The sequence below is a fragment of the Bacillus sp. JST-5 genome, assembly GCF_057747715.1.
In genome coordinates, this window is the sequence record NZ_JBYLHW010000007.1 from 39,447 (window position 1) to 60,686 (window position 21,240).

At 32.5% G+C, this 21,240-nt stretch carries 22 protein-coding genes; 8 read left to right on the forward strand and 14 right to left on the reverse strand.

Annotation, left to right across the window (positions count from 1 at the left end; genetic code table 11):
- The 3 genes from AC3ASS_RS03185 to spoIIP form a co-directional block, all read right to left on the reverse strand.
- Positions 1 to 192 carry a hypothetical protein gene (locus tag AC3ASS_RS03185; RefSeq protein ID WP_488282061.1) on the reverse strand — a complete coding sequence of 64 codons (192 nt, stop codon included), beginning with the start codon at positions 190 to 192 and terminating at the stop codon, positions 1 to 3.
- On the reverse strand, positions 162 to 578 hold the full coding sequence (locus tag AC3ASS_RS03190) for a MarR family winged helix-turn-helix transcriptional regulator (protein WP_488282062.1): 417 nt from the start codon (positions 576 to 578) through the stop codon (positions 162 to 164). Before AC3ASS_RS03190 ends, AC3ASS_RS03185 begins: the two co-directional genes overlap by 31 nt.
- A 296-nt stretch (positions 579 to 874) precedes the next feature.
- Entirely contained in the window at positions 875 to 1,975 is a 1,101-nt protein-coding gene (gene spoIIP / locus AC3ASS_RS03195) for a stage II sporulation protein P (protein WP_488282063.1), read from the reverse strand.
- 312 nt (positions 1,976 to 2,287) lie between these two features.
- Here spoIIP and AC3ASS_RS03200 point away from each other — a divergent pair, with 312 nt between their 5' ends.
- Both AC3ASS_RS03200 and AC3ASS_RS03205 read left to right on the forward strand, forming a co-directional pair.
- Entirely contained in the window at positions 2,288 to 2,794 is a 507-nt protein-coding gene (locus tag AC3ASS_RS03200) for a competence protein ComK (RefSeq protein WP_488282064.1), read from the forward strand.
- 221 nt (positions 2,795 to 3,015) lie between these two features.
- Positions 3,016 to 4,167 (forward strand): CapA family protein, encoded by a 1,152-nt coding sequence (locus AC3ASS_RS03205; protein WP_488282065.1) that lies wholly within the window; start codon positions 3,016 to 3,018, stop codon positions 4,165 to 4,167.
- Positions 4,168 to 4,288: 121 nt separating this feature from the next.
- On the opposite strand, the gene AC3ASS_RS03210 is transcribed toward AC3ASS_RS03205, so the two are convergent.
- The 10 genes from AC3ASS_RS03210 to acnA all read right to left on the reverse strand — a co-directional run bounded on the left by AC3ASS_RS03210 (position 4,289) and on the right by acnA (position 15,302).
- Positions 4,289 to 6,853 carry an MFS transporter gene (locus tag AC3ASS_RS03210; RefSeq protein WP_488282066.1) on the reverse strand — a complete coding sequence of 855 codons (2,565 nt, stop codon included), beginning with the start codon at positions 6,851 to 6,853 and terminating at the stop codon, positions 4,289 to 4,291.
- On the reverse strand, positions 6,834 to 7,523 hold the full coding sequence (locus tag AC3ASS_RS03215; RefSeq protein ID WP_488282067.1) for an ABC transporter ATP-binding protein: 690 nt from the start codon (positions 7,521 to 7,523) through the stop codon (positions 6,834 to 6,836). The genes AC3ASS_RS03210 and AC3ASS_RS03215 overlap by 20 nt, the downstream gene beginning before the upstream one ends.
- A gap of 209 nt (positions 7,524 to 7,732) precedes the next feature.
- The gene (locus tag AC3ASS_RS03220; protein WP_488282068.1) at positions 7,733 to 8,122 is read right to left on the reverse strand and encodes a hypothetical protein; all 390 of its coding nucleotides are present in this window, start codon (positions 8,120 to 8,122) and stop codon (positions 7,733 to 7,735) included.
- 166 nt (positions 8,123 to 8,288) lie between these two features.
- On the reverse strand, positions 8,289 to 8,591 hold the full coding sequence (locus tag AC3ASS_RS03225) for a hypothetical protein (RefSeq protein ID WP_488282069.1): 303 nt from the start codon (positions 8,589 to 8,591) through the stop codon (positions 8,289 to 8,291).
- A gap of 4 nt (positions 8,592 to 8,595) precedes the next feature.
- Positions 8,596 to 9,015, reverse strand: coding sequence for an acyl-CoA thioesterase (locus AC3ASS_RS03230; protein WP_488282086.1), 420 nt, complete (start codon positions 9,013 to 9,015; stop codon positions 8,596 to 8,598).
- Between the two features lie 5 nt (positions 9,016 to 9,020).
- Positions 9,021 to 11,333 (reverse strand): AAA family ATPase, encoded by a 2,313-nt coding sequence (locus AC3ASS_RS03235; protein WP_488282070.1) that lies wholly within the window; start codon positions 11,331 to 11,333, stop codon positions 9,021 to 9,023.
- A gap of 128 nt (positions 11,334 to 11,461) precedes the next feature.
- On the reverse strand, positions 11,462 to 11,686 hold the full coding sequence (gene tlp, locus AC3ASS_RS03240; protein WP_488282071.1) for a small acid-soluble spore protein Tlp: 225 nt from the start codon (positions 11,684 to 11,686) through the stop codon (positions 11,462 to 11,464).
- Between the two features lie 141 nt (positions 11,687 to 11,827).
- Entirely contained in the window at positions 11,828 to 11,971 is a 144-nt protein-coding gene (locus tag AC3ASS_RS03245) for an acid-soluble spore protein N (RefSeq protein ID WP_488282072.1), read from the reverse strand.
- A gap of 75 nt (positions 11,972 to 12,046) precedes the next feature.
- On the reverse strand, positions 12,047 to 12,178 hold the full coding sequence (locus AC3ASS_RS03250) for an FbpB family small basic protein (RefSeq protein WP_488282073.1): 132 nt from the start codon (positions 12,176 to 12,178) through the stop codon (positions 12,047 to 12,049).
- Between the two features lie 412 nt (positions 12,179 to 12,590).
- Positions 12,591 to 15,302 (reverse strand): aconitate hydratase AcnA, encoded by a 2,712-nt coding sequence (acnA, locus tag AC3ASS_RS03255; protein ID WP_488282074.1) that lies wholly within the window; start codon positions 15,300 to 15,302, stop codon positions 12,591 to 12,593.
- Positions 15,303 to 15,529: 227 nt separating this feature from the next.
- Between acnA and sspO the strand changes: the two genes are divergently transcribed.
- Complete coding sequence (gene sspO, locus AC3ASS_RS03260) at positions 15,530 to 15,679, forward strand: small acid-soluble spore protein SspO (RefSeq protein WP_488282075.1); 150 nt, start codon at positions 15,530 to 15,532, stop codon at positions 15,677 to 15,679.
- A gap of 141 nt (positions 15,680 to 15,820) precedes the next feature.
- Here the strand turns inward: sspO and AC3ASS_RS03265 are convergent, their stop codons facing one another.
- The gene (locus AC3ASS_RS03265; protein WP_488282076.1) at positions 15,821 to 16,084 is read right to left on the reverse strand and encodes a hypothetical protein; all 264 of its coding nucleotides are present in this window, start codon (positions 16,082 to 16,084) and stop codon (positions 15,821 to 15,823) included.
- Positions 16,085 to 16,271: 187 nt separating this feature from the next.
- Here AC3ASS_RS03265 and AC3ASS_RS03270 point away from each other — a divergent pair, with 187 nt between their 5' ends.
- From AC3ASS_RS03270 to AC3ASS_RS03290, 5 genes are all read left to right on the forward strand, one after another.
- Positions 16,272 to 17,375, forward strand: a complete 1,104-nt coding sequence (locus tag AC3ASS_RS03270) for a GerAB/ArcD/ProY family transporter (RefSeq protein ID WP_488282077.1) — start codon at positions 16,272 to 16,274, stop codon at positions 17,373 to 17,375.
- The gene (locus tag AC3ASS_RS03275) at positions 17,356 to 18,807 is read left to right on the forward strand and encodes a spore germination protein (protein ID WP_488282078.1); all 1,452 of its coding nucleotides are present in this window, start codon (positions 17,356 to 17,358) and stop codon (positions 18,805 to 18,807) included. The genes AC3ASS_RS03270 and AC3ASS_RS03275 overlap by 20 nt, the downstream gene beginning before the upstream one ends.
- A complete protein-coding gene (locus AC3ASS_RS03280) occupies positions 18,797 to 19,948 on the forward strand; it encodes a Ger(x)C family spore germination protein (RefSeq protein ID WP_488282079.1) in 1,152 nt (383 codons plus the stop codon). Before AC3ASS_RS03275 ends, AC3ASS_RS03280 begins: the two co-directional genes overlap by 11 nt.
- A gap of 70 nt (positions 19,949 to 20,018) precedes the next feature.
- Positions 20,019 to 20,165, forward strand: coding sequence for a small acid-soluble spore protein P (locus AC3ASS_RS03285; protein WP_488282080.1), 147 nt, complete (start codon positions 20,019 to 20,021; stop codon positions 20,163 to 20,165).
- Between the two features lie 260 nt (positions 20,166 to 20,425).
- Positions 20,426 to 20,755 (forward strand): Hsp20/alpha crystallin family protein, encoded by a 330-nt coding sequence (locus AC3ASS_RS03290; protein WP_488282081.1) that lies wholly within the window; start codon positions 20,426 to 20,428, stop codon positions 20,753 to 20,755.
- Positions 20,756 to 21,240 lie beyond the last annotated feature (485 nt).

Genomic DNA, 21,240 nt, shown 5'->3' on the forward strand with positions numbered 1-21,240 from the left:
TTAGCGAGTTTGTAGGAGTGCTCTGTCCTTTCTACCATGTAGCACCATATATAAAGCAAGTGAGAAGATCGTAACAAAGCTAAGGACGATAAATAAGTTGCCATAGCCAATGACCGGTTCGATGGCACCTAAAATGGAAGGACCGAAACCAAGGCCAGCGTCTAACGCGATAAAGAATGTAGATGTGGCCAATCCTGATCGTTCAGGTGTAGTAAGCTTAATAGCAATTGCTTGTGCTCCTGTTGGATCTGCTCCTTTTCCGTTACTCCTTCTAAAATTTCCTTTTCAAACGCGTCGATCGTAACGCGTGTATTTAAATATTTTTCTTTTCCTAACGGTGTTAGACGTATATATTTTTTTCGTTTGTCTTCGGCTGAAGTTTCCACTTCGATATACCCTGCATTAGATAATTCTTTTATCATGCGAGTCATATTAGGCTTTTCAAAAGTTAATTTTTTTGCTAGCTCTGCTGCTGTCAAATTTGGTTCATGAATAAGAGTGTGTAGGACTGACCATTCGGACCGTTGAATCCCATGTTTTCGTAAAATTTCACTCAACTGAGTTTCAAACGGACGCATGGTTAATACAAGATTTTAAAACAATAATGGATGTAAGTTCACAGGTAACTCCTTTCCAAAATTATTATAAATGATAATTATATTTGATAACTATAAAAGTATAAATCTATCAAAAGGTTTATGTCAACAATCAACATGATACGATTGCTTGATTTATGAAAAAAATAAAGGATAGATGATCACAGGTATAATTCCTGATCCCTATCCTTTTTCCATCCCCTTATTTAACGTTTCATTCTTTACTTTCCAAAATAGAACAAACTTTTTCATTACTTGTGGATGGTTAATCGCTTCAACTAGCCATTTACTTCGACTGCATCCTGCCAATAGAATTCTGCAAAAATTTCTCCTAACACATCGATCGTATTATAGACTTCTTCCAATGAATTTTCGACACCACCGATTTCAATAAGTAATGCATTTGGGGATAAATCTTGATTGTAGATTCCATTGCTACCGCTATTTCTCGGAGATGGAAAAACTCCTCTTGAAAGACCTGGATATTTTTCTTCAATCATTTGATTGATTCGAATGGCAAGTTGCTCATTTTTTTTATAATTTTTATGTCCTGTTCCTACAATGAAATATAATTTCCCATAATTTTTACCGTTAATGTTGATGGTCGTCAAATGTTTCGGTCCTGAATCCCGATGAATATCAATAAAATAAGTATATTCTTTATTTCTTGCCATCGCTTCTTGAACAACTTCTTTTGTAATTTCATATGATTGCCAATACTCCATATTTCTCTCTAACAATTTGGCAACGACATCTGTTGTATCTACAGTTGTTCCAATTCCTTTACTATTTAAAATTTCTCCTAATCGTTTTCCAAGCAAAGTTACGTTTAATTCACTATGTTGAGCAGTGTTTGGGTTCGCATTTTTTAAATGGGGAAGAAATGATTCTCTACTATGTGAATGATAAATAAATACAGTATTTTTTTCAGGTTGCTTAACTTTCTCTTGTTGCTTTTTTTCTCCCCCAATTTCAACACCTTCTTTTAATTCACTGTCCTTCCCTAAGTTTTCTTTCGGAGGGGGGGTTTCAATTGGTAGATTTGTAAAATCGGTTCCTTGTCCAGCTACAATGATATCTGAATAAAATGCAAACATCCCCGGTAGTTCTTCATAAATAAAGCTTCTGATATCTCTCACATTAACATTCGTTGCTAGTTCCATAAAGTTACTTATCAAGGAATCGCTGGAATTGTCCAATTTCTGGCCAAAATAATGAATTTCTGATCCAATCATCCTCTTAAAAATCTCTGTATTCATAGCATCACAATCTGTAAAAAGACTTGAAAAAAATAATGGTTTTTGATTGGAAACAATAGCAGTAATAATAGAAAGCGTTGCAACAATGCCTAACACAACTTTTGCAATAGCTTTAACCATGATCATCACCCTATCAAAGTTGTTTTGTTTCATTTGTATGATTGGGATTAAATTTTTAGAAGGAGAAATTCCAATTTTCTATTATTCATTTACTAGAGTAGTTTCTAAGTATTGATAAAACTTTTTGATAATAAACCGAGAAAAATCATTTTGCTCAACAAAAAATGTAAAATTATCTCAAAAAATGATAATAAAAACTAATTTTCTATTTTTTGCGGAAAATTTATTGAATTATGAATATTTTAATAATATAATAGAATTAGATAATATTTCCTTTTCTGAAATTATTTATGGAATAAAGGAGGTAAATTAATGGAGGAGAAATTAGTAGTAAATGAGGACTATCAAATCACAGAAACAACTATGTTTATATCACCATATTTCCATGAAGTTTATCGTTCCATGATTTTTGACGAAAAAGGAATTTATTTGTGCTCCAAAAGACCTTTAAAATTAATTGAAGAAGCGTGTATTGATGACGGTGCTACATTTGACGGCAGAAGACAGGCGGTTATTCAAAAATTAAATTATAAAGTTAAGACACCGATTCATATTTCACCTGAACGAATGATATATGCCTTCCCAACAATCTCTTTCCTCAATTATGATTGTACTTGGATCTTTGCAAACAATATTAAAGATATCGAAGAAAAAAATAAGTATACATCTGAAATCATCTTTCGAAACGGATATCGATACACTTTAAAACTACCTAGAAAAATTCTCATGAGACAACGAGAAAAAACGGCTTTATGTATGTACATATTTTCCCCCATCAAAAGATTACAAATTCAATTCACTCCGATGTTCCGATCATGAACAAAACTACGCCTTTAGCGTAGTTCTTTTTTACTAGGATAATATTCATATATCATATATTATATTAGAAAAATTCCAATAATGAATATTTTTATTTGAATATAATATTCATGAAATTATTTACAAAATTTTCTTATTAATCAGTGACAATATTCGTATTGTTATGTCATAATAAGTCTAGGTTTGCCATGATATAGAAAGGTTTTCATACGGGGGATCATATGAAAAAAAATAAAATGTTAATGTTCATATCCATTGTATTTCTCGTTGTTTTATCTCTCATTTTTATAGCGCTCTATTATATGGATTTTTCGAATAAGGAATCTGTCCCATTACAAGCGCACACACATCAACAACGGAACAGTGAAACATTTGAAAAAACATTTCAATTTACAACTACCATTGGGGCCATCGGAGATTTGCTAATTCATGATTGGATTTATGAAGATGCAAAAAAAGAGAATGGCTACGATTTTAAACCAATGTTTGAACATGTAAAACCATATTTACAACAACCTGATTTATTGCTTGCTAACCAAGAAACCGTTTTGGGAGGAGTAGAAATTGGATTATCCAGCTATCCTTCCTTTAATAGTCCAACGGAAGTGGGAGATGCATTAATCGATAGTGGAGTTGATATCGTATCAACAGCTAATAACCATACGTTAGATCGTGGTGAACAGGCAATATTAAATGCAATTAATTACTATAATCGCGTTGGTTTGCCGTATGTAGGTCACTTTGCCAATGAAGAAGATAAAAATACGATTCGCGTATTGGAGTCTAATGGAATTTCATTTGCTTTTTTAGCTTATACGTATGGAACGAACGGAATACCTGTCCCAGAAGGAAAAGAATATCTCGTCAATTTAATTGATGTAGAAGCGATGAAAAAAGAAATTTCTCGTGCTAAAGAGCAGGCTGATGTTATCGTTATGAGTATGCATTGGGGAAATGAATATGAACGTTTTCCATCTGATGAACAAAAATATTTAGCTAATGTATTAGCTGAAAGCGGGGCTGATATCATTTTTGGCCATCATCCTCATGTCTTACAGCCTATTGATTGGATTGAAACGTCAGATGGTAGAAAAGTATTTGTCGTTTATTCATTAGGAAACTTTCTATCTGGACAAATGTGGGATTATAAAGACATCGGAGGATTGGCAACGATTCAAGTAACCAAAACGATTAATAAAGATGGAACGGAGATTCAATTAGCAAATCCTGAATTTCTTCCAACTTTCATCTCGAACCAAAACATTCGTAATTACAGAATAGTCCCCTTAAAAGAAGCGGGTCCATTCGGATTAAAAAATGCTATGGAAAAATATGAAGAAATCATGAATCATATGTTTCAGTACATTAAATAACAAAACGTAGAATATTTTGCCTACTCCATTTAATGGTTTGTAAAAAAAAAGCTAGGGTACCCCCTAGCTTTTTTTTAGGCTTAAGAAAGAAATATTCACCTTGAGAATTACAATTAAACAACTAATTTTGAAGCGAAGTTTTTTTCAACAAATTTCGGATAAACATATATCCTATCATTAAAACCACAATATAAAAACCAATAAAGGAGAGAAGTAATATTATTAAATAGTTTACATGAAAAGAATACGTGATAGTAAAGAAAATACCTGTCATTAAACTACCAATTCCAATCGCCAAACCGCTCCATATCGCCAACTCTTGGATATAAAGTCGAGTTATATGCTTCTTTCTCCAACCAACGATTTGGAATATGTTTAATTCTTTCTTTCTAACAATAAATAATGATGAAATACTTTCGATTAAAGTAAATATCGATAAAACATAAGCTATGATCATTAATAGAAAATGGTGGCTACCAGCTTGAATATTGATATATTCACCTAAAACAGTTAAATTTGTTTCTTTCACCGTTTCGGTTAAAGATAAATAGACAAACGATGATAACAAGCTAACGATGAATAGTTGAATAAAAGGAGAACGTATATATTTTATAAAATGTTTTAGGTTTCTACTTACTAAAGATGACTTTTCATTTTTGCTTATCATTGGTGTTAATTCACTATTTTCATTTGAACGGAATACATTACGAATCTTTCTACCTACCATATTCCACATAAATAGAAAAGCTAAAACACTACTTACGAATAAAGATAAATATATATATGGAGACAATTGTTTATTAAATCCTATACCAACCATTATCATAAGCGACAAACTTGTTGCGAAAAACAATAAAGAAATGACTTCTTTTCTGAAAAAGCGAATGATATCTGAAGATTTCCATCCAAGGAACGACAATAAACGAAACTCTTTTTCTGTATGAGTTTGCCAAAATAAAAGTCTGTTCCAAAGATAAATCACAGCTACAACTATGAATAATATTGCTAATATCCCATTGGTTAAATTCCATTCACTGATAATTGATCCTGCTGCTCCTAATGTTGTCCAAGCTTCTTCAACGGTTCCTATTCCTTCAACTTCTACTTTTAATTTTTGATGCGATGCACCAGCAACCGTTGTTACTTGTAGTCCTAATGCTTCTATATCTTTAGCTACTTTGTCGATTTTTTCGGCGGCTTCTTTCGTATAGCCTTTAATTCCTGCCACTTTTACACGAATAGCATCTATTGGTTTATCGCCCTTTATCTCTTTAGCAGCCTCAATAGTCGTTACTCCACTTGCTGGAGCTGATATAAAGCTTCCGGGAATAATAGTAGGCGTCAATTTCTTTTTCTTACCTGCTTCATCTATATAATGAACAGGTGCAAATTGATAGATTCCTAATGGGCTTGAAGCCAATTCTTCTTTAGGTGATTTTAATTTTACTTTATCGATTGGATCTGTTATAATAGGAGGTCCATCTTTTGTCTGTTCTCCAAGAGGACCGCCTTTTTCGATAATTTCTCGATAACTAGGGATTCCATTTTGCTCTCCCGTTTTTTTAACAAAATATTGATCTCCATTCTTTTCATACTTTACATTTCCTATTGAAAAATACCTTCCTGCATTAGAAATATCAATAAGTGCAGTGTATTTTCCATCAGCAATTAATGGTTCTGTATTGCCATTTAAATGAATCAATATAGCTTTCTGATAAAATCCATCCAAGTCAGAACTGAGATCTACATTCAATAGAATTTGATTGCTTGCTGGCATATTAAATATTTTATTGTAAATTTGTTTATATTCAGGCTCTCGATATAATTGATAAAAATGAACAGGTCCTTCATTAGGATCATCCTTCAACCCTATTCGATCTCTCCAAACCTTCACTTGATCTTTTGATATATTCACTTCTTCAACCGATATATCTGCTTGTAAAGAAACTTTTGGATGATCAAGTTCGATAACAGGGATAACAATCGAATCATGAAGCCCAAATTCATATTTGCCACGGGAACCCCATCCAGGTTTGTTAAAATTAAATTCCGTTCCTGTTAATAATTGCTCTTGTTCTGCATCAATTCCAACTAATAAATGATAACTTTCTGGTAACGGAAATTGGGCAACTCCATTAATATCACAAAAATCCAACATTTCACGGTTTTCCATCAGAGGTTCAAAACGGTATTGTTCCTTCTCCACAAAGTAATTTTCTAAAAAAATACAGTATTCTGTTGTTTTTACTGGAAAACGGTTGATTCCATCTGAAGTAAAAAATTGGGCACTATATCTAGTAGATTGTTTTGGTTCCTCAATATTAATCGATGAACTTATGCCTGTAAAGTATCCTAATGAAGCAACGGGAGCCGCGATTTCGACATCGTTGTGGGATTTAATTTTTTCCCATTGTTCAATTGAAATGCCACCTTCTCCTAAACCTATATAATTTTCTGGGACAATCCCGAGTTCATTTTCTAATGGATGGAATTCTTTTTTAGGTCGTACAAGCAAATCATAGGAACCTCTTGAATAATGTGTAATATTCGAATGTACTTGATGATTTAAATCTTGCAAAAAATGAATAGAAAATGGGATAAAAATTAGAATAAATACTATCGCTAATAGGAAGGGGACGTGTGTTCTCCATTTTCTCCATAATTGTTTAAAAAGGAGTTCTCTCATATAATGCCTCTTCCTCCTTAAGTTTACCATCTCGAATATAAACTTTACGGTCCCCCCATTTTGCCACTTCGGTATCATGAGTAACTAATAAGATTGTCATACCAAGTTGATGTAATTGTTTTAAAATTTCCATTACATGATCCCTATTTTCGGAATCTAAGTTTCCAGTTGGTTCGTCACATAATAGAATTTTTGGATCGCAAAGAAGTGCTCGTGCAATTGCCGTTCGTTGTTTTTCCCCTCCTGATAACTGATGGGGAAATGCGTGCATCCTCTTTGTCATATTCAACTTCTCAAGGATTTCTTTAGCCTTTTGCTCAATTTTTTCCTTTTTTTCATATGGAAGTAAAGGAATCATGACATTTTCTAAAACAGAAAATTGATCAAACAACTTATAATCTTGAAATATGAAACTAATCATATTTCTTCTATATGTTTGAATTTCCTCTTCTTGTAATTGGCTTAAATCTTTCCCATCCACCTCAACTTTACCGTTTTGAATCTTTTGGTACCCACCAATAACATTTAATAAGGTTGTTTTCCCTGAACCTGACGGACCTAAAATATTCATCCATTCCCCTTGATTAATAATGAGTGAAACGTTATCCAATGCTTTAATCGAATTTTCTTGTCCAAAAGCTACGACAACATTATGTAAACGAATAAACATTTGTATTCAATCCTTCTTCAAATAATGATTAAATGTTTCTACATAATTAAAAAGTATAAGAGTTCTATTAAATGTTAATGTTACATAAATATGAAAGTCTTTCAATTCTTTCAATAGCAACATTATTATATTGAATATTATTAAAAAGAATATTAATAGTATTTCTACTATTAATATTCTAATTAAATCTATGAAACAACGTAATGTTACTATAAATATAGTCTTTGAAATACTTGAACATCTTTTCTAACATAAGCACCCCAGTAATCTTGTACACTAAAACTAGGGTACCAATATACATAAGATTTTCCTGCAGGTAAGTCATATGATTTTGAATGAGTATAGGATGTTTTACTAGTTTTATCTAAGATTAACTGCCAATTATATTTTTTTTCATCATTGTGTTGTCTAAAATAAACATTATAATATGATTGTCCTCCACCCCATCCTAAATTCCAAGTTGCTGTCCCAGTATATCCGTTTATTGTTTGATTAGAAGGTGAAACATTCAAATAAATTGCTTTTGCTTCATTATCAGATAATCCATACATACTTAAAAGCAGAAAAGTAAAAATAAATATTTTTGTTATTTTTTTCATTCCTTATTCCTCTTCAATTATTTAGTAGTACCGGTACAATGAAATTTTATAATATTTTTTCCAATTTTGTAAATATTAAAAATTCCTTTTATTGTAATAAATAACAATATTAATTAAATTTCTGAATTATTTTTTCATAAAATAAAGCAAGCTTTATTAAGCTTGCTTAGTTGGCGTTTTTGAAAATATGATGTTCTAATCCTTCTTTTCGTAAGATTTCTTTTTGTTTTTCCCCTAATAAATCAAAATGGGAATAGCCGTCTTTTCGATGATGGATCCATTCTTTTTTCAACCCATACTTTTTTCCCCATTCTGCTAATTGATTCAAATCTTGGCAACCTACCTTTGTTACAGTCGTACAGTTTGGGAATCTTTCATCGATCCAATAGTGGGTAAGAAACGCAATTTCACCATCATCAATTTTTCTTTTCCATTCTAGTAAGTCTTGTTTTTTAATTCCAAATGCCATTCCATCACCCTTCGACTTTTTTCGCCTTTTCGTACGCTTCATGCCAATCTGGAAAGTATTTCTTTATGGAAATCGGGCGGAAATTTTCTTTTTTCACACATACATGTTTCGAATAACCAGATACTGATAACTCACCAGATTGGGTATATATTTCATAACCATAGGTCACACGCAATCCATCATAATAATCAATCCACGTATGAATCGTTGCTGTTTCCCCATAACGGCAAGGTTTTTTATAACTTGCTTGAATGTCAATGACTGGAGACATAATCCCTTCTTCTTCCATTTTGGCATAGCTAAAGCCTAATTCCTCAATTAATTTCGTTCTTCCTAGTTCCATCCAAACTAAATAATTGGCATGATAAACAACACCCATCTGATCGGTTTCCGCATATCGAACTTTAATTTTTTCTTGTGCCATTAATGTCATAGATTTTCTCCACTCCTTAACTGTTCCCAAGCGTTTAATATATCTTGCAATTGAATGGTTTTTAATTCTTGATCAGATATTTCCTCAAAAGTTTGTGCAAGTCTAACTGCTTGTTGTTGGATCGCTGCATGTATTAAATTTTCGGCAAAACGACCATTTCCACTTGGTCGCAAATCTTCTATTTTTTTCACGACTGCATCTAAAGTATCTTCTTTTAGTTGATACTCATATTGTTTCGCTATGTTTTTCATAATCGTACCTAATTCTAAAGGTGAATAATCAGGAAAATGGAAAAACTTTTTAAATCTCGATTTTAAACCGGGATTGCTTTCCAATAACCATTTCATTTCATTGGAATAACCAGCTAAAATGATCACTAAATTTTCATCATGTTTGGTCATTTCTTCAACAATGGTATCAATCGCTTCTTTACCGAAGTCATTGGACGATTCTCGAAATAAAGAGTAAGCTTCATCAATAAAGAGAACTCCACCAAGTGCTTCACGAATTATTTTCTTTGTCTTTAATGCTGTTTGTCCAACATATCCCGCGATTAAGTCCGCTCGACCAACGGTTACTAAATGACCACGTTTTAGCAATCCACATTCCTTTAACAGTTCCGCAAAAATTTGAGCAACGGTTGTTTTTCCTGTACCAGGATTTCCAGTAAAGACCGAATGAATTTGTAATGGTACAGTCGGAAGACCTTTATTGTTGCGGTGTTGTTGAATTTTTACAAAAGAAATTAATGACTCTACTTCTTTTTTAATCGATTCAAGTCCAACTAATTGATGCAACTTTTCCATAGGTGTTGAAGTTGTAGTAGTACTATCTCGATCGATCAAATCATCCCTTTCTATTATGGAAAGAGAAAAGATTTGTGGTGTATCTTCATGAAAATGTGATCCTTTTCGAAAAATCGTATCCAATATAATATTTTTTACGGCACGAGCATTTCCGAATGTTTGGTCTACTCTTTCTTGTTCTATTTTATATGATAAGGCGCGTTTCGCAGATTCCGTTAAAAAGTAATCATTTTCATTTGCTACTTTCACACCGATTTTAACTAACTCTTCATTGCTGTAATCGGGCAGCTCAATCATATTAGATTCAGGGAAGCGGCTTCTTAATCCTGGGTTCGCTTGAAGAAAAGATCGCATTTCCTCTGGATAACCAGCTAAAATCACAGCAAACTTTCCTCCGTATTCATTCCCAGTCATAAGGGATACCAATGTATCAATAGCCGTTTGTCCATAGTCACTTCCTGAAGCATCTTCCCTTTTCAAGCTATAAGCTTCATCTATAAAAAGGACTCCTCCTAATGCTTTTTCTACCATAGTCCTTACATTTTCTTCTGTTTGTCCGACAAATGAACCGACTAGTTGGGAACGATTTGTTTCTATTACTTCCTCACGTGGTAATACACCTAGTTCATGATAGATTTTTGCTAATAATCTCGCCAGCGTTGTCTTTCCTGTTCCCGGATTTCCAGTAAGGACCATATTTAAACTAATGACATCGGAAGATTGCAATCCTAATTCTTTTCTCTTTTTTTGATATTTTAAAAACTGATAAAATTGACGGACCCTTTCTTTCACTGAATGAAGGCCAATCATTTCATTTAATTCATCAAGAGCATTTTTTTTCGATTCTTTTAATAGGGAGTCAGAAAACAATTGTTCCCAACGACTTTTCCATTCTTCTAATTCTTTTAAGTATTGATGGATATCATCTAAATAGGCGGAATGATGAAAAACACCAGCAATCGATTCGACATACAGATTGGCAGCGTTTAATAATTGTGCAGTTACATTTCTTGCATGTTCGACAATTCGTTTCATTTCTTGAATGAAAACATCGTCTTCTTCAAAGTATAATTCATCTAAGAAGGATTCTGATTCTGCTAAAAATGTTTGACATTGATGAACATATTGATTAGCTATCTTTAATTTCGATGTGCGATTGTCCGTTTCTCGAATGATTGGAAAATTTAAATGGGAAAAAAGAGTTTTCTTTTCAAACGATAGTTCATGACGAAGGAAAGATCTCGCATCTTTATTATTTGGATCATATTCTTTAGCCTGTTCCATCCAAACCTTTACAACAGAACGACTGATACCATTATGTAATAAATGAAAACCAAAGATGGATAATATCTTTGAATAAATTTCTCTTGATGAAAAAGAAATTATAGTTTCACTATTTTTTATCCACTCAATAAGAAGATCCTCATTTTGAATCTTTTTTTCGGTCGCAAGTTCTTGATTCCATCTTTCTATTTGTTGCAAAATTTTTTCTCTATTTAACATCTCATATCACTTCTTATTTTGATTTGTACCATTTATTTTAGCATATTTGACAGTTTCATATGAATGAACAAACTTGTATACGAAAGAAAAAATAAAAGGGAGCTCCTTCTGCTCCCATTCTTGTACCCTTAATGTTGTGCGCGATATTCGTCTTTAATCTCATCTCGCATTGATTCAATGCTTTGGCGACGTCGTTCATTTTTTGCTTGAATTTGCTTCTTTTGCTCTTCTGAGGCAAATTTCATGGACTCTTCCGCTTCTTCCATATTTTCAATCGTATTATGAATCATTTGCTGAAGTTTTTCTACATTATCTGAACGATCATCTGGTTTTGGAGTTTGCTGATTGTTCATATCGCGACCTCCTTTAAATTTCGGGTACGATATTATTCTCTACGACTAGTGTTAAATTATGAAGGAAATAGTTGAAAATATAAATAAACTACCAGTCAAACAAATGGTAGCCACTCAAACTACTTTGGCTACCTACTTTCATTACTCACCTTTAGTTTGTAGAACTTGTGCATGCTCTCCCGATTGATCCTGCATTTTTTTTCCTTTATTTCCACCAAATCCTTTTGGCTTTGTACCAATATGATTAGGTTGAAAATGTTTTGAATCTTTTTTTGGATTACTCAAATGAATTCCCTCCTCACCGTTAGTTTTTAACGATAAGAAGGGATATATAAGTGAAAGGATTTTCCTTTTTCAATTTTACTCAGCCTTTTGAAGACGTTTTTCTTCAATTTTTCGCTCGATTTTTTCTAATGCTTCCACATCTTTTAACAACTCACGTTTATTTTCCAATACTAACTCGGCAAAAGAACGCTTGCGTATTCTTCTCATTTCCTTCACCTTCCTTTACTGTTATCATATCATGCATTATTTCCAAAAACGGTTTCAATTATGACAACTTTTCGAAAATTTATTTTATATTTACTCGTATGAAAAATGTTTAAAAGATGTGCCCAATTTTTCAACTTCGTTTTGGTTAGAATTAAAATTAACGATAATTACGTTATGTTAACTAAATATGTATTTTTTCAATTGTTCTTTCTTTAATTGCCCAATATATCTAATTATAAGAAGAATGATGTGGTAAACGATCGAGAATTTGTTTACAAAGACATATCATTTTCATAGTAATTTGTTTGCTAAATAAGTAAAAAAGAGGTGCGAATGGCACCTCTTTTTAATTACGAATTATTATTAATACTTATAAACGGAATCCGAGACGAAAATACCGATCATATCTCATTTAAGCTTTTAACTTGTCGCGAAGAACCATACGTAAAATACCACCGTGTCTGTAGTAATCAATTTCTACTTCAGAATCGAAACGTACTAATACTTCAAATTCTTTAGTATTTCCGTTTTCATCAGTAGCGGTTACTTTTACGATATCACGTGGTTTTACATTTTCATCAATGTGAACGTTAATAATTTCTTTACCAGTTAAACCAAGTGTATCAGCATTTTCTCCTGCTTTGAATTGTAGAGGAAGTACGCCCATTAACACAAGGTTTGAACGGTGGATACGTTCGAAACTTTCGGCAATAACTGTTTTAATTCCAAGTAAGTTTGTTCCTTTTGCAGCCCAGTCACGAGAAGATCCCATACCGTAATCTTTACCTGCAAGTACAACTAAACCTGTTCCATCTTCTTTATATTTCATACATGCATCATAGATGGACATAACTTCACCAGTTGGCCAGTAAGTTGTATATCCACCTTCTGTACCTGGAGCAATTTGGTTACGGATACGAATATTAGCAAACGTACCACGCATCATTACTTCATGGTTACCGCGGCGTGAACCATAAGAGTTGAAATCACGAATTTCAACACCTTTTTCACGTAAATATTTACCTGCAGGAGTATCTTTACCAATCGCACCTGCTGGTGAAATGTGGTCAGTAGTTACAGAGTCACCAAACTTTCCAACAACACGTAATCCTTCTAAAGGTTTTACTTCATCAGGATTTGGTGTTAACCCTTCAAAGAATGGTGGGTTCTGAATATATGTTGAATTTTCATCCCATGTGTAAAGCGGGTCATTGCTTGTTTGGATTGCATTCCAACGTTCATTGTCATCAAATACTCGTTCATATTCTTTACGGAATAATTCTGGAGTTACTGTTTTTTGTACTAGCTCTTTTACTTCGTCTGTAGTTGGCCAAATATCTTTCAAGTAAACATCGTTACCGTCTTTATCTTTACCGATTGGATCATTTTGAAGATCAATATTCACGGTACCAGCTAACGCATATGCCACAACTAATGGTGGAGATGCTAGATAGTTAGCTTTTACTAACGGATGAATACGTCCTTCAAAGTTACGGTTACCAGAAAGAACAGATGTAACTAGAAGATCATTTTCAACAATCGCTTTTTCAATCTCTTCTAATAATGGACCGGAGTTACCGATACATGTTGTACATCCGTAACCAACTAGGTTAAATCCAATTTTTTCTAAATAAGGTAGTAAACCGGAATCTTTTAAATAACCTGTAACTACTTTAGAACCAGGTGCTAAAGATGTTTTTACATATTTAGGCACATTTAACCCTTTTTCTACCGCTTTTTTCGCAACTAATCCTGCACCTAGCATTACATATGGGTTTGAAGTGTTTGTACAACTTGTAATCGCTGCAATTGCAACAGCACCTGTTTTCATTGTGACAGATTCACCGTTAGATAATTGGAAAGTTACTTCGCGATCAAGTTCTTTTGCATCTAAACCAAACCCTTGATTGCCTGCAGGTGCACTTACAGCCTCTTGGAATGCTTTTTGCATTTTAGAAAGCGGAATTAAATCTTGTGGACGTTTTGGTCCAGAAAGATTTGCTTCAATTTCAGATAAGTTGATTTCAACAACATCAGTATATATTGGATCTTCTTTATCAGGAGTAAAGAACATGTCATTTTCTTTCAAGTATTTTTCAACTAATTGAACATGTTCTTCTGGTCTTCCTGTTAGACGTAAATAATCTAAAGATTCTTCGTCTACTGGGAAGAATCCACAAGTAGCACCGTATTCAGGAGCCATGTTTGCAATTGTTGCACGGTCAGCAAGAGGTAATTTAGAAACTCCAGGACCAAAGAACTCAACGAATTTACCAACTACACCTTTTTGACGTAGTACTTGAGTAACTTTAAGTGCTAAGTCAGTAGCTGTAGCTCCGTTAGGTAGTTCACCAGTTAATTTAACACCGATAACTTCAGGAATTGGGAAGTAAGACGGCTGTCCGAGCATACCTGCTTCAGCCTCGATACCACCTACACCCCAACCAAGTACACCGATACCATTAATCATTGTTGTATGGGAGTCGGTACCTACTAGAGTATCAGGGTAAGCTTCTAATTCTCCCTCTTTATTTTCCACAGCATGAACGACGCTAGCTAAATACTCTAAGTTTACTTGGTGAACGATACCAGTAGCTGGTGGAACTGCACGATAGTTTTTAAATGCTTTTTGCGCCCAGCTTAAAAATTGATAACGTTCAGCGTTGCGTTCAAATTCAAGTTCCATGTTTGCTTTTAATGCATCTGGCGTACCGTATTTGTCAACTTGTACGGAATGGTCGATTACAAGATCAACTGGAATATCCGGATTAATTTTATCTGGATCTCCACCCATATCAGCCATAGCTTTACGTAAAGACGCTAAATCTACGACTGCAGGAACTCCAGTAAAGTCTTGTAAAATAACGCGTGATGGTTTAAATGGAACTTCTGCATCTTTTACTTCATCAGAACCCCATTTTGCTAAATTTTCTACATGTTCTTTAGTAATAACTCTTCCGTCTACCTGACGTAATACAGATTCTAATAAAACTTTAATAGAATATGGTAATTTTGAAACGTTTGCGACGCCTGCTTCTTCTAAAGCAGAAAGACGATAATAATGATACGTTTTGCCATTTAAATCAAATGACTTTTTAGCGTTAAAAACGTCATTATTCGCCATGATAATACCCCCTTCTTAGGAAATGCTCGAAGCTGTTCAAGTATACATATCTTTCCTATGTTACTTTTCACAGTACAATCTTAATATAAATAGACATATAAGTAAATATCAATAAAGTTATTGTTTTTTATAATTTTTACTTATTGCAGTAGTCAAAAATCTGTTTCCTTTAAATGCTAACATAGTTGAAAACTTTATGCGACACGATAAAAATGGAGGTGAAAATAATGGCGAAACGTCGGGCGAATCACGTTCGTCCTGGGATGAATGCTGCGAATGCTCAAGGAAAAGGTGCAGGTTATAATGAAGAATTGTCGAATGAACCGTTGACTCCTGAACAACGACAATTTAATAAAAAACGGAAGAAAAATCAATGAAAAGAAGAGATTAAACTCTCCTTATTATTGTAAAATGCCAGTAAATTTTTAAAAAATTTCACTGGCATTACTTTTTACTAAAGAAAAAAAGAAGGAGACAATCGATACTCCTCCTTACTTGGATCTAAATTTTTATCAACTTTATTCCTCTTCTTTATTTACTTGAGAAGCTATTTTTTCAAGATCCTTTTTATATTGTTCTAATCGATTTCGTTGATGTTCACTCGCCACTTCTAAAGCATTTTCTATTTGTTGATATGCCTCATTAATTTCGTTTTTTAAATGGCTTAATTCTGATGCAAACTCAGGACTATTTTTATCTAATGATAAGTAAATTTTTTCAGCCTCGTTAACACCTTGCTGTGCTGCTTGAAATGCTTGCTGTTTATCTTTGTGATATGGCAATTGATCACTCCCCTTCTACATTGCAATTTTAGGATATGTAAGTAAAGTGAATTTATTCAATTCGAATCGAATAAGTTCTTCGTTATTGATTGATTTTTCTTATATAAGATTTCCAATACGATTACATATTTCTATAAAAGTTGGAAAGATTAGTTAATAATAACACAATCATAAAAGGATGATGAAATTGAATCAAAATGGGAGTATTTCCATATTCCATGTAACATTATTAATCATTACGGCCGTTGGATTAAAGATGCACGTCATAATCATTAGTCCTCTATTGTATACGGCTGGTCGAGATTCATGGCTCTCATTAATATTAGCCTTTCTTCTAAGTTTTCTTTGGATTGGGCTTTTAATATACATTTATAAAAAATCACAAGGTAATCATTTAATGAAAGTCATAGAGAACTGTGCAGGGAAACCCATACGTATAATTTTTTCAATTTTACTTTCTATTTATTTAATTGGAGTAGGTATCATTACTACAAGAGAAACATTAACTTGGACAAATGTGTCTTATTTACGATACACTCCACTAATCATTATTGTTATTGTCTTCTTATCATTATGTGTGTTTGGTGCAGTTACAGGAATAAGATCTATCGCCATTCTCAATTTTTTTATCCTTTCTATCGTAATATTATTAGGAATTTTTGTGTCTTTAACAAATATGAAACATAAGGATTTCTCTTTATTAACCCCTGTTCTCGAACATGGATTTCAACCAGTCATCAAAGGAATGGTTTATCCAGTATCGGCCATGGTGGAATTGTTTATTATTATATTGCTTCAACATAAAATTCAAGGAAAAGTCAAGTATAAACATTTGTTTATTAATTCATTATTTTTGTTATGGTTATCATTAGGACCGACCATTGGAGCAATTGTGGAATTTGGTCCGATAGAGGCAAAGAATCAAAGATTTTCTGCTTATGAACAATGGGGAATTGCATCACTAGGACGATTTGTTGAACATCTTGATTTCCTATCCATATATCAGTGGCTTTCTGGAGCTTTTATACGTGTCACATTAATTTTTATTTTAGCAATCGAACTTCTTCAACCGAAAAATAATAAAATGAAATATTTAACCCTATCGTTGTTCTCTATCATAATTTTTATATTTGTTCTATTCCCGTTAAGCGATATTTATTATTATCAACTGTTAAGAGAATACATTCTTCCTTTTACAAGTTATTTCTTATTTGCAATTGTATTATTAATATGTCTCATTCTTTTCATGAAAAAAGGAAGTGTTAAACATCATGAAAAAACATCTCTATGACGAATCAGTTTTAAGAGAATTATTTAAGGATAATTCGGATATTATTTTTGAATCTATACACTTCCATAACCATACCGTTTTACTGATTTACTCGTATGGAATGGTTGATTCGAAAAATGTAAAAAGAGATATTCCAATAGCGATTGAACAATTTTTACAACATACGGATCATGTATCAATTTCTACCTTACAAAACGAATTTCATTCATTTTATATCGACTTTATTGATGATACTGAAGATTTATTGAACAAAGTTTTTAACGGGTATGTTTTAGTTTTATTTCAAGATGAAAATATTCTTATCTCTATCAATTGTAGTAATAAGCCGAATCGAACTACAGAAGCCTCCAATATGGAGATAGCTATTTTAGGGCCAAGAGACAACTTAATTGAAGATATTACAACGAATTTTTCTTTAATCCGTAAAAGACTTCCTACAAATTCTCTTTTATCTAAAACATTTAAAATTGGAGAACGGTCCAAAACAGAAGTAAAAATTTTATATATGAAGGATATTACAAATGAGGAAATAGTAAAAACCATTGAAGAAAAACTTAAAAAAATTAAAGTTGAAAACGTTTATAGTGGAAAACAATTGATGGAATTTATTGATAAAAAAGTAAGTTTATTCCCTCGATATGATTATACTGGTAGACCAGATTTTATCGTTCAATCACTGCTAACAGGAAGAGTTGCGATTTTAATTGATGGGATACCCTTCAGCATTATTACACCAGCTAATTTGTTTTTGTTATTTAAAAGTGCGGAAGATGTAGAATATACGTATTTTTATAATATCATTGAACGTTTTTTTCGCATTACAGGTTTCATGCTGTCAATCTTACTTCCAGGTTTTTGGGTTGCGATTACTTCTTTCCATCAAAATCAACTACCATTATCCCTATTAGCTACCGTTGTTGAATCACGATTGGGTATTCCACTAAGTCCTGCTCTTGAAGCGTTTATTATGTTATTTTTATTTGAACTGTTTCGAGAATCAGGTCTACGACTTCCTACTTCTATTGGACAAACATTAAGTGTTGTTGGTGGATTAATCATTGGTGATGCTGCCATTCGTGCTGGTATTGCTAGTCCTGCTATGATTGTCATTATGGCTAGCTCAGTTGTTGCTGGTTTTACCCTCATAAATCAAACATTAATTGGCGCTCTTACTATATTAAGATTTTTTGTATTAATTCTATCTTCTTTATTAGGATTTTTTGGGTTTTTTTTATCGATATTTTTCTTTGGTCTCTACCTATCAAGTATTCGGATTTATGGAATCCCATATTTAGCTCCATTCGATACAACAAGTGGGAAAAGTATGTTTGAAACATTTTTTAAAGTACCGTTTCTTTTATATAATAAGCGCCCAAGATTTTTATCACCTAAAGATGAAACTCGAATAGGGGATCAAAATGATGAAAAATAATAAGTTGTTGATTGTATTCATTTTATCTATCTCCATTCTATCAGGTTGTTACGATTCCATCCCTCCTGAAGATATGTCATATGTACATGCACTCGGGGTAGATTATAAGGATGGAAAATATATTGTATATGCACAGTTCATTAATTTATCAAGTCTTGCAAAAATTGAAGGAGGAAACAATAAAGATGAAACCCATCCAGAAGTAGCCATTGGAAAATCGACAAATATTAATGATGCCCTTTTTCAAATTTATAAATCAACTCAACAAAAAGTTTATTGGAGTAATTTAACATTCTTAGTTGTGACGGAAGAACTATTGAAAAAAGGGTTGCAAGAAGTTTTGGACTTGCTTATCCGATATCCTGAAACAAGGTATAGGATTAAATTATATTCCACTAACCAATCTCTCGAGGAAGCTTTATTATTTACCGTTCCATTACAAATTTCGACAGCTTTTTCAAAACTCGCTAGTCCTGAAAACACACTTGGCCAAAGTTCATATATGCTAATCAAAGATATTAGGAACTTTATCATTGATTTGAATGAACCAAGCCATGAAGCCATCATTCCAAGGCTACATATAGAAAAAAAAGTTTGGAAAACAAATAAAGGATCATTAGACGTTGTCAGTCTTAAAGGTGTCTCCATCTATCATATTGATGAATTATTTAAAGGAAACCTATCAGAAAAAGATTCAGAAGGACTTAAATGGTTAAATAAAGATTTTACTCGTGAACAGTTAATCGTAAAAGTTGGTTCTGATAAATATAATGCCCTCATTGTTAATAAGGTTAAACACAAGATCATCCCTATCGTAAAGGGAAAACAGGTCAAATTTAAACTATCTTTAAAAGCAAAAGCAACCATCAATATATTAGAATCGGATTATCCTTTAGAAGAACTTACAAAAAAAGGGGAAAATATTATAAAAGAGCAAATATTAAATACTTATCACAAAGGATTAGAACTAAATTCAGATGTTTATCGTTTATCTCAAGTATTATTTCGAAAAGAAAATCATGTTTGGAAGAAAATAAATACAAATGGAAAAATACCATTAAATAAAGATTCCTTAATTGTAGACGTCCAACTAAATATTGCAAGTTCAGGAAAATCACGTTATAACTCTAATCTAAAATAATTACCTAATGACTTAATATACGAATATTTTTACCTATGTTTGTTACTTTAAAAAATAGGAGGGATTTATAATGACGAACAAAAATGATCATAAAGATATGAGAAAAAATGCGGCTAAAGGAGACAATCCAAGTCAACCTGCTCCATTAAGCGGTTCACATAAAGTGAAGAATCGAAACCACTCAAAACAAAAAAAACATCAAGGGCATGATATGTAACGTTAATTAAGAAAGTTACCCCCTAGTGATAAATATTGATGGGATCCACATCTTTTTGTAGAATTTGAATATTCATCTTTTTGTTACAAATATGAAGGGATTGGTAGTGACCAATCCTTTTTTTATACAATCGTCGTTCTGAAGTTTCTTAACAAATAATCATTTTCTGCCTTATGTTCATGTCCAAATCGAAAATTTAATGTCACTTTTTTAAATTTTTCGCGTAAAATGTTTTAACACCACCTTGGGGGTTATCGGACATGATTGGCCAAAAGAAAAATTTTGATTCTGAGGAAATGGAAAAGTGGTTAGATTCATATTTTCTTGACCCTTTAACCTCTTATTTAGATGAAACTATTTTCCGTGTAGATTTATATGATTCTGAAAATTATTTCATCGTCGAGGCTCTTTTACCAAATGTTAAAAAGGAGGATATTGAAATAGTTGTAGAAAATCAATCGATTCACATTAAAGTAAAAGATTCAGCAAAAATTAAAACAAGGACAATAACGTTTCCGATTCCGATATCAGATAAAAAAATGAGAGCGACATTTGAAAATGATATATTGGAGATATATCTTTATAAATGAATTATGGTAAAATTGTAAAATAAAGAAGTAAACGTATCGAGGGAAAAATGAAAGGAAATTTATTATGAAAAAATCGATAAGAATGCTCTCCATATTAGCAAGTTTTTATTTTTTTATAGCTTTTTTTAGCGCCTTAATAAGGTTTAAATTTCTTTCTATTGTTTATTTATTCGGGTTTATACTTGCTATAACCATTTTATTAATGACAATTTCTCTACCCTCTCATAAAAAGTACAGAGATCGATAATTTTCTATTTCTTACCTAGCTTCTCCTCTCTTCCTTGTCCTCATAAAAAACCTTCATCTTATATCTTTTATCCACAATTTTTTCAATGTTTTTAAGGACCATCAATATTATTATTTTTCAATTATTATGTAATACTAGTAAGCCAACAATATTAAAAAAATGGCTCTATAATAAATGTTGGGGTTTTCATACAATTTTGGTCAAAAAAAAGACACGCAACCCCGTCATTCTTTTATAC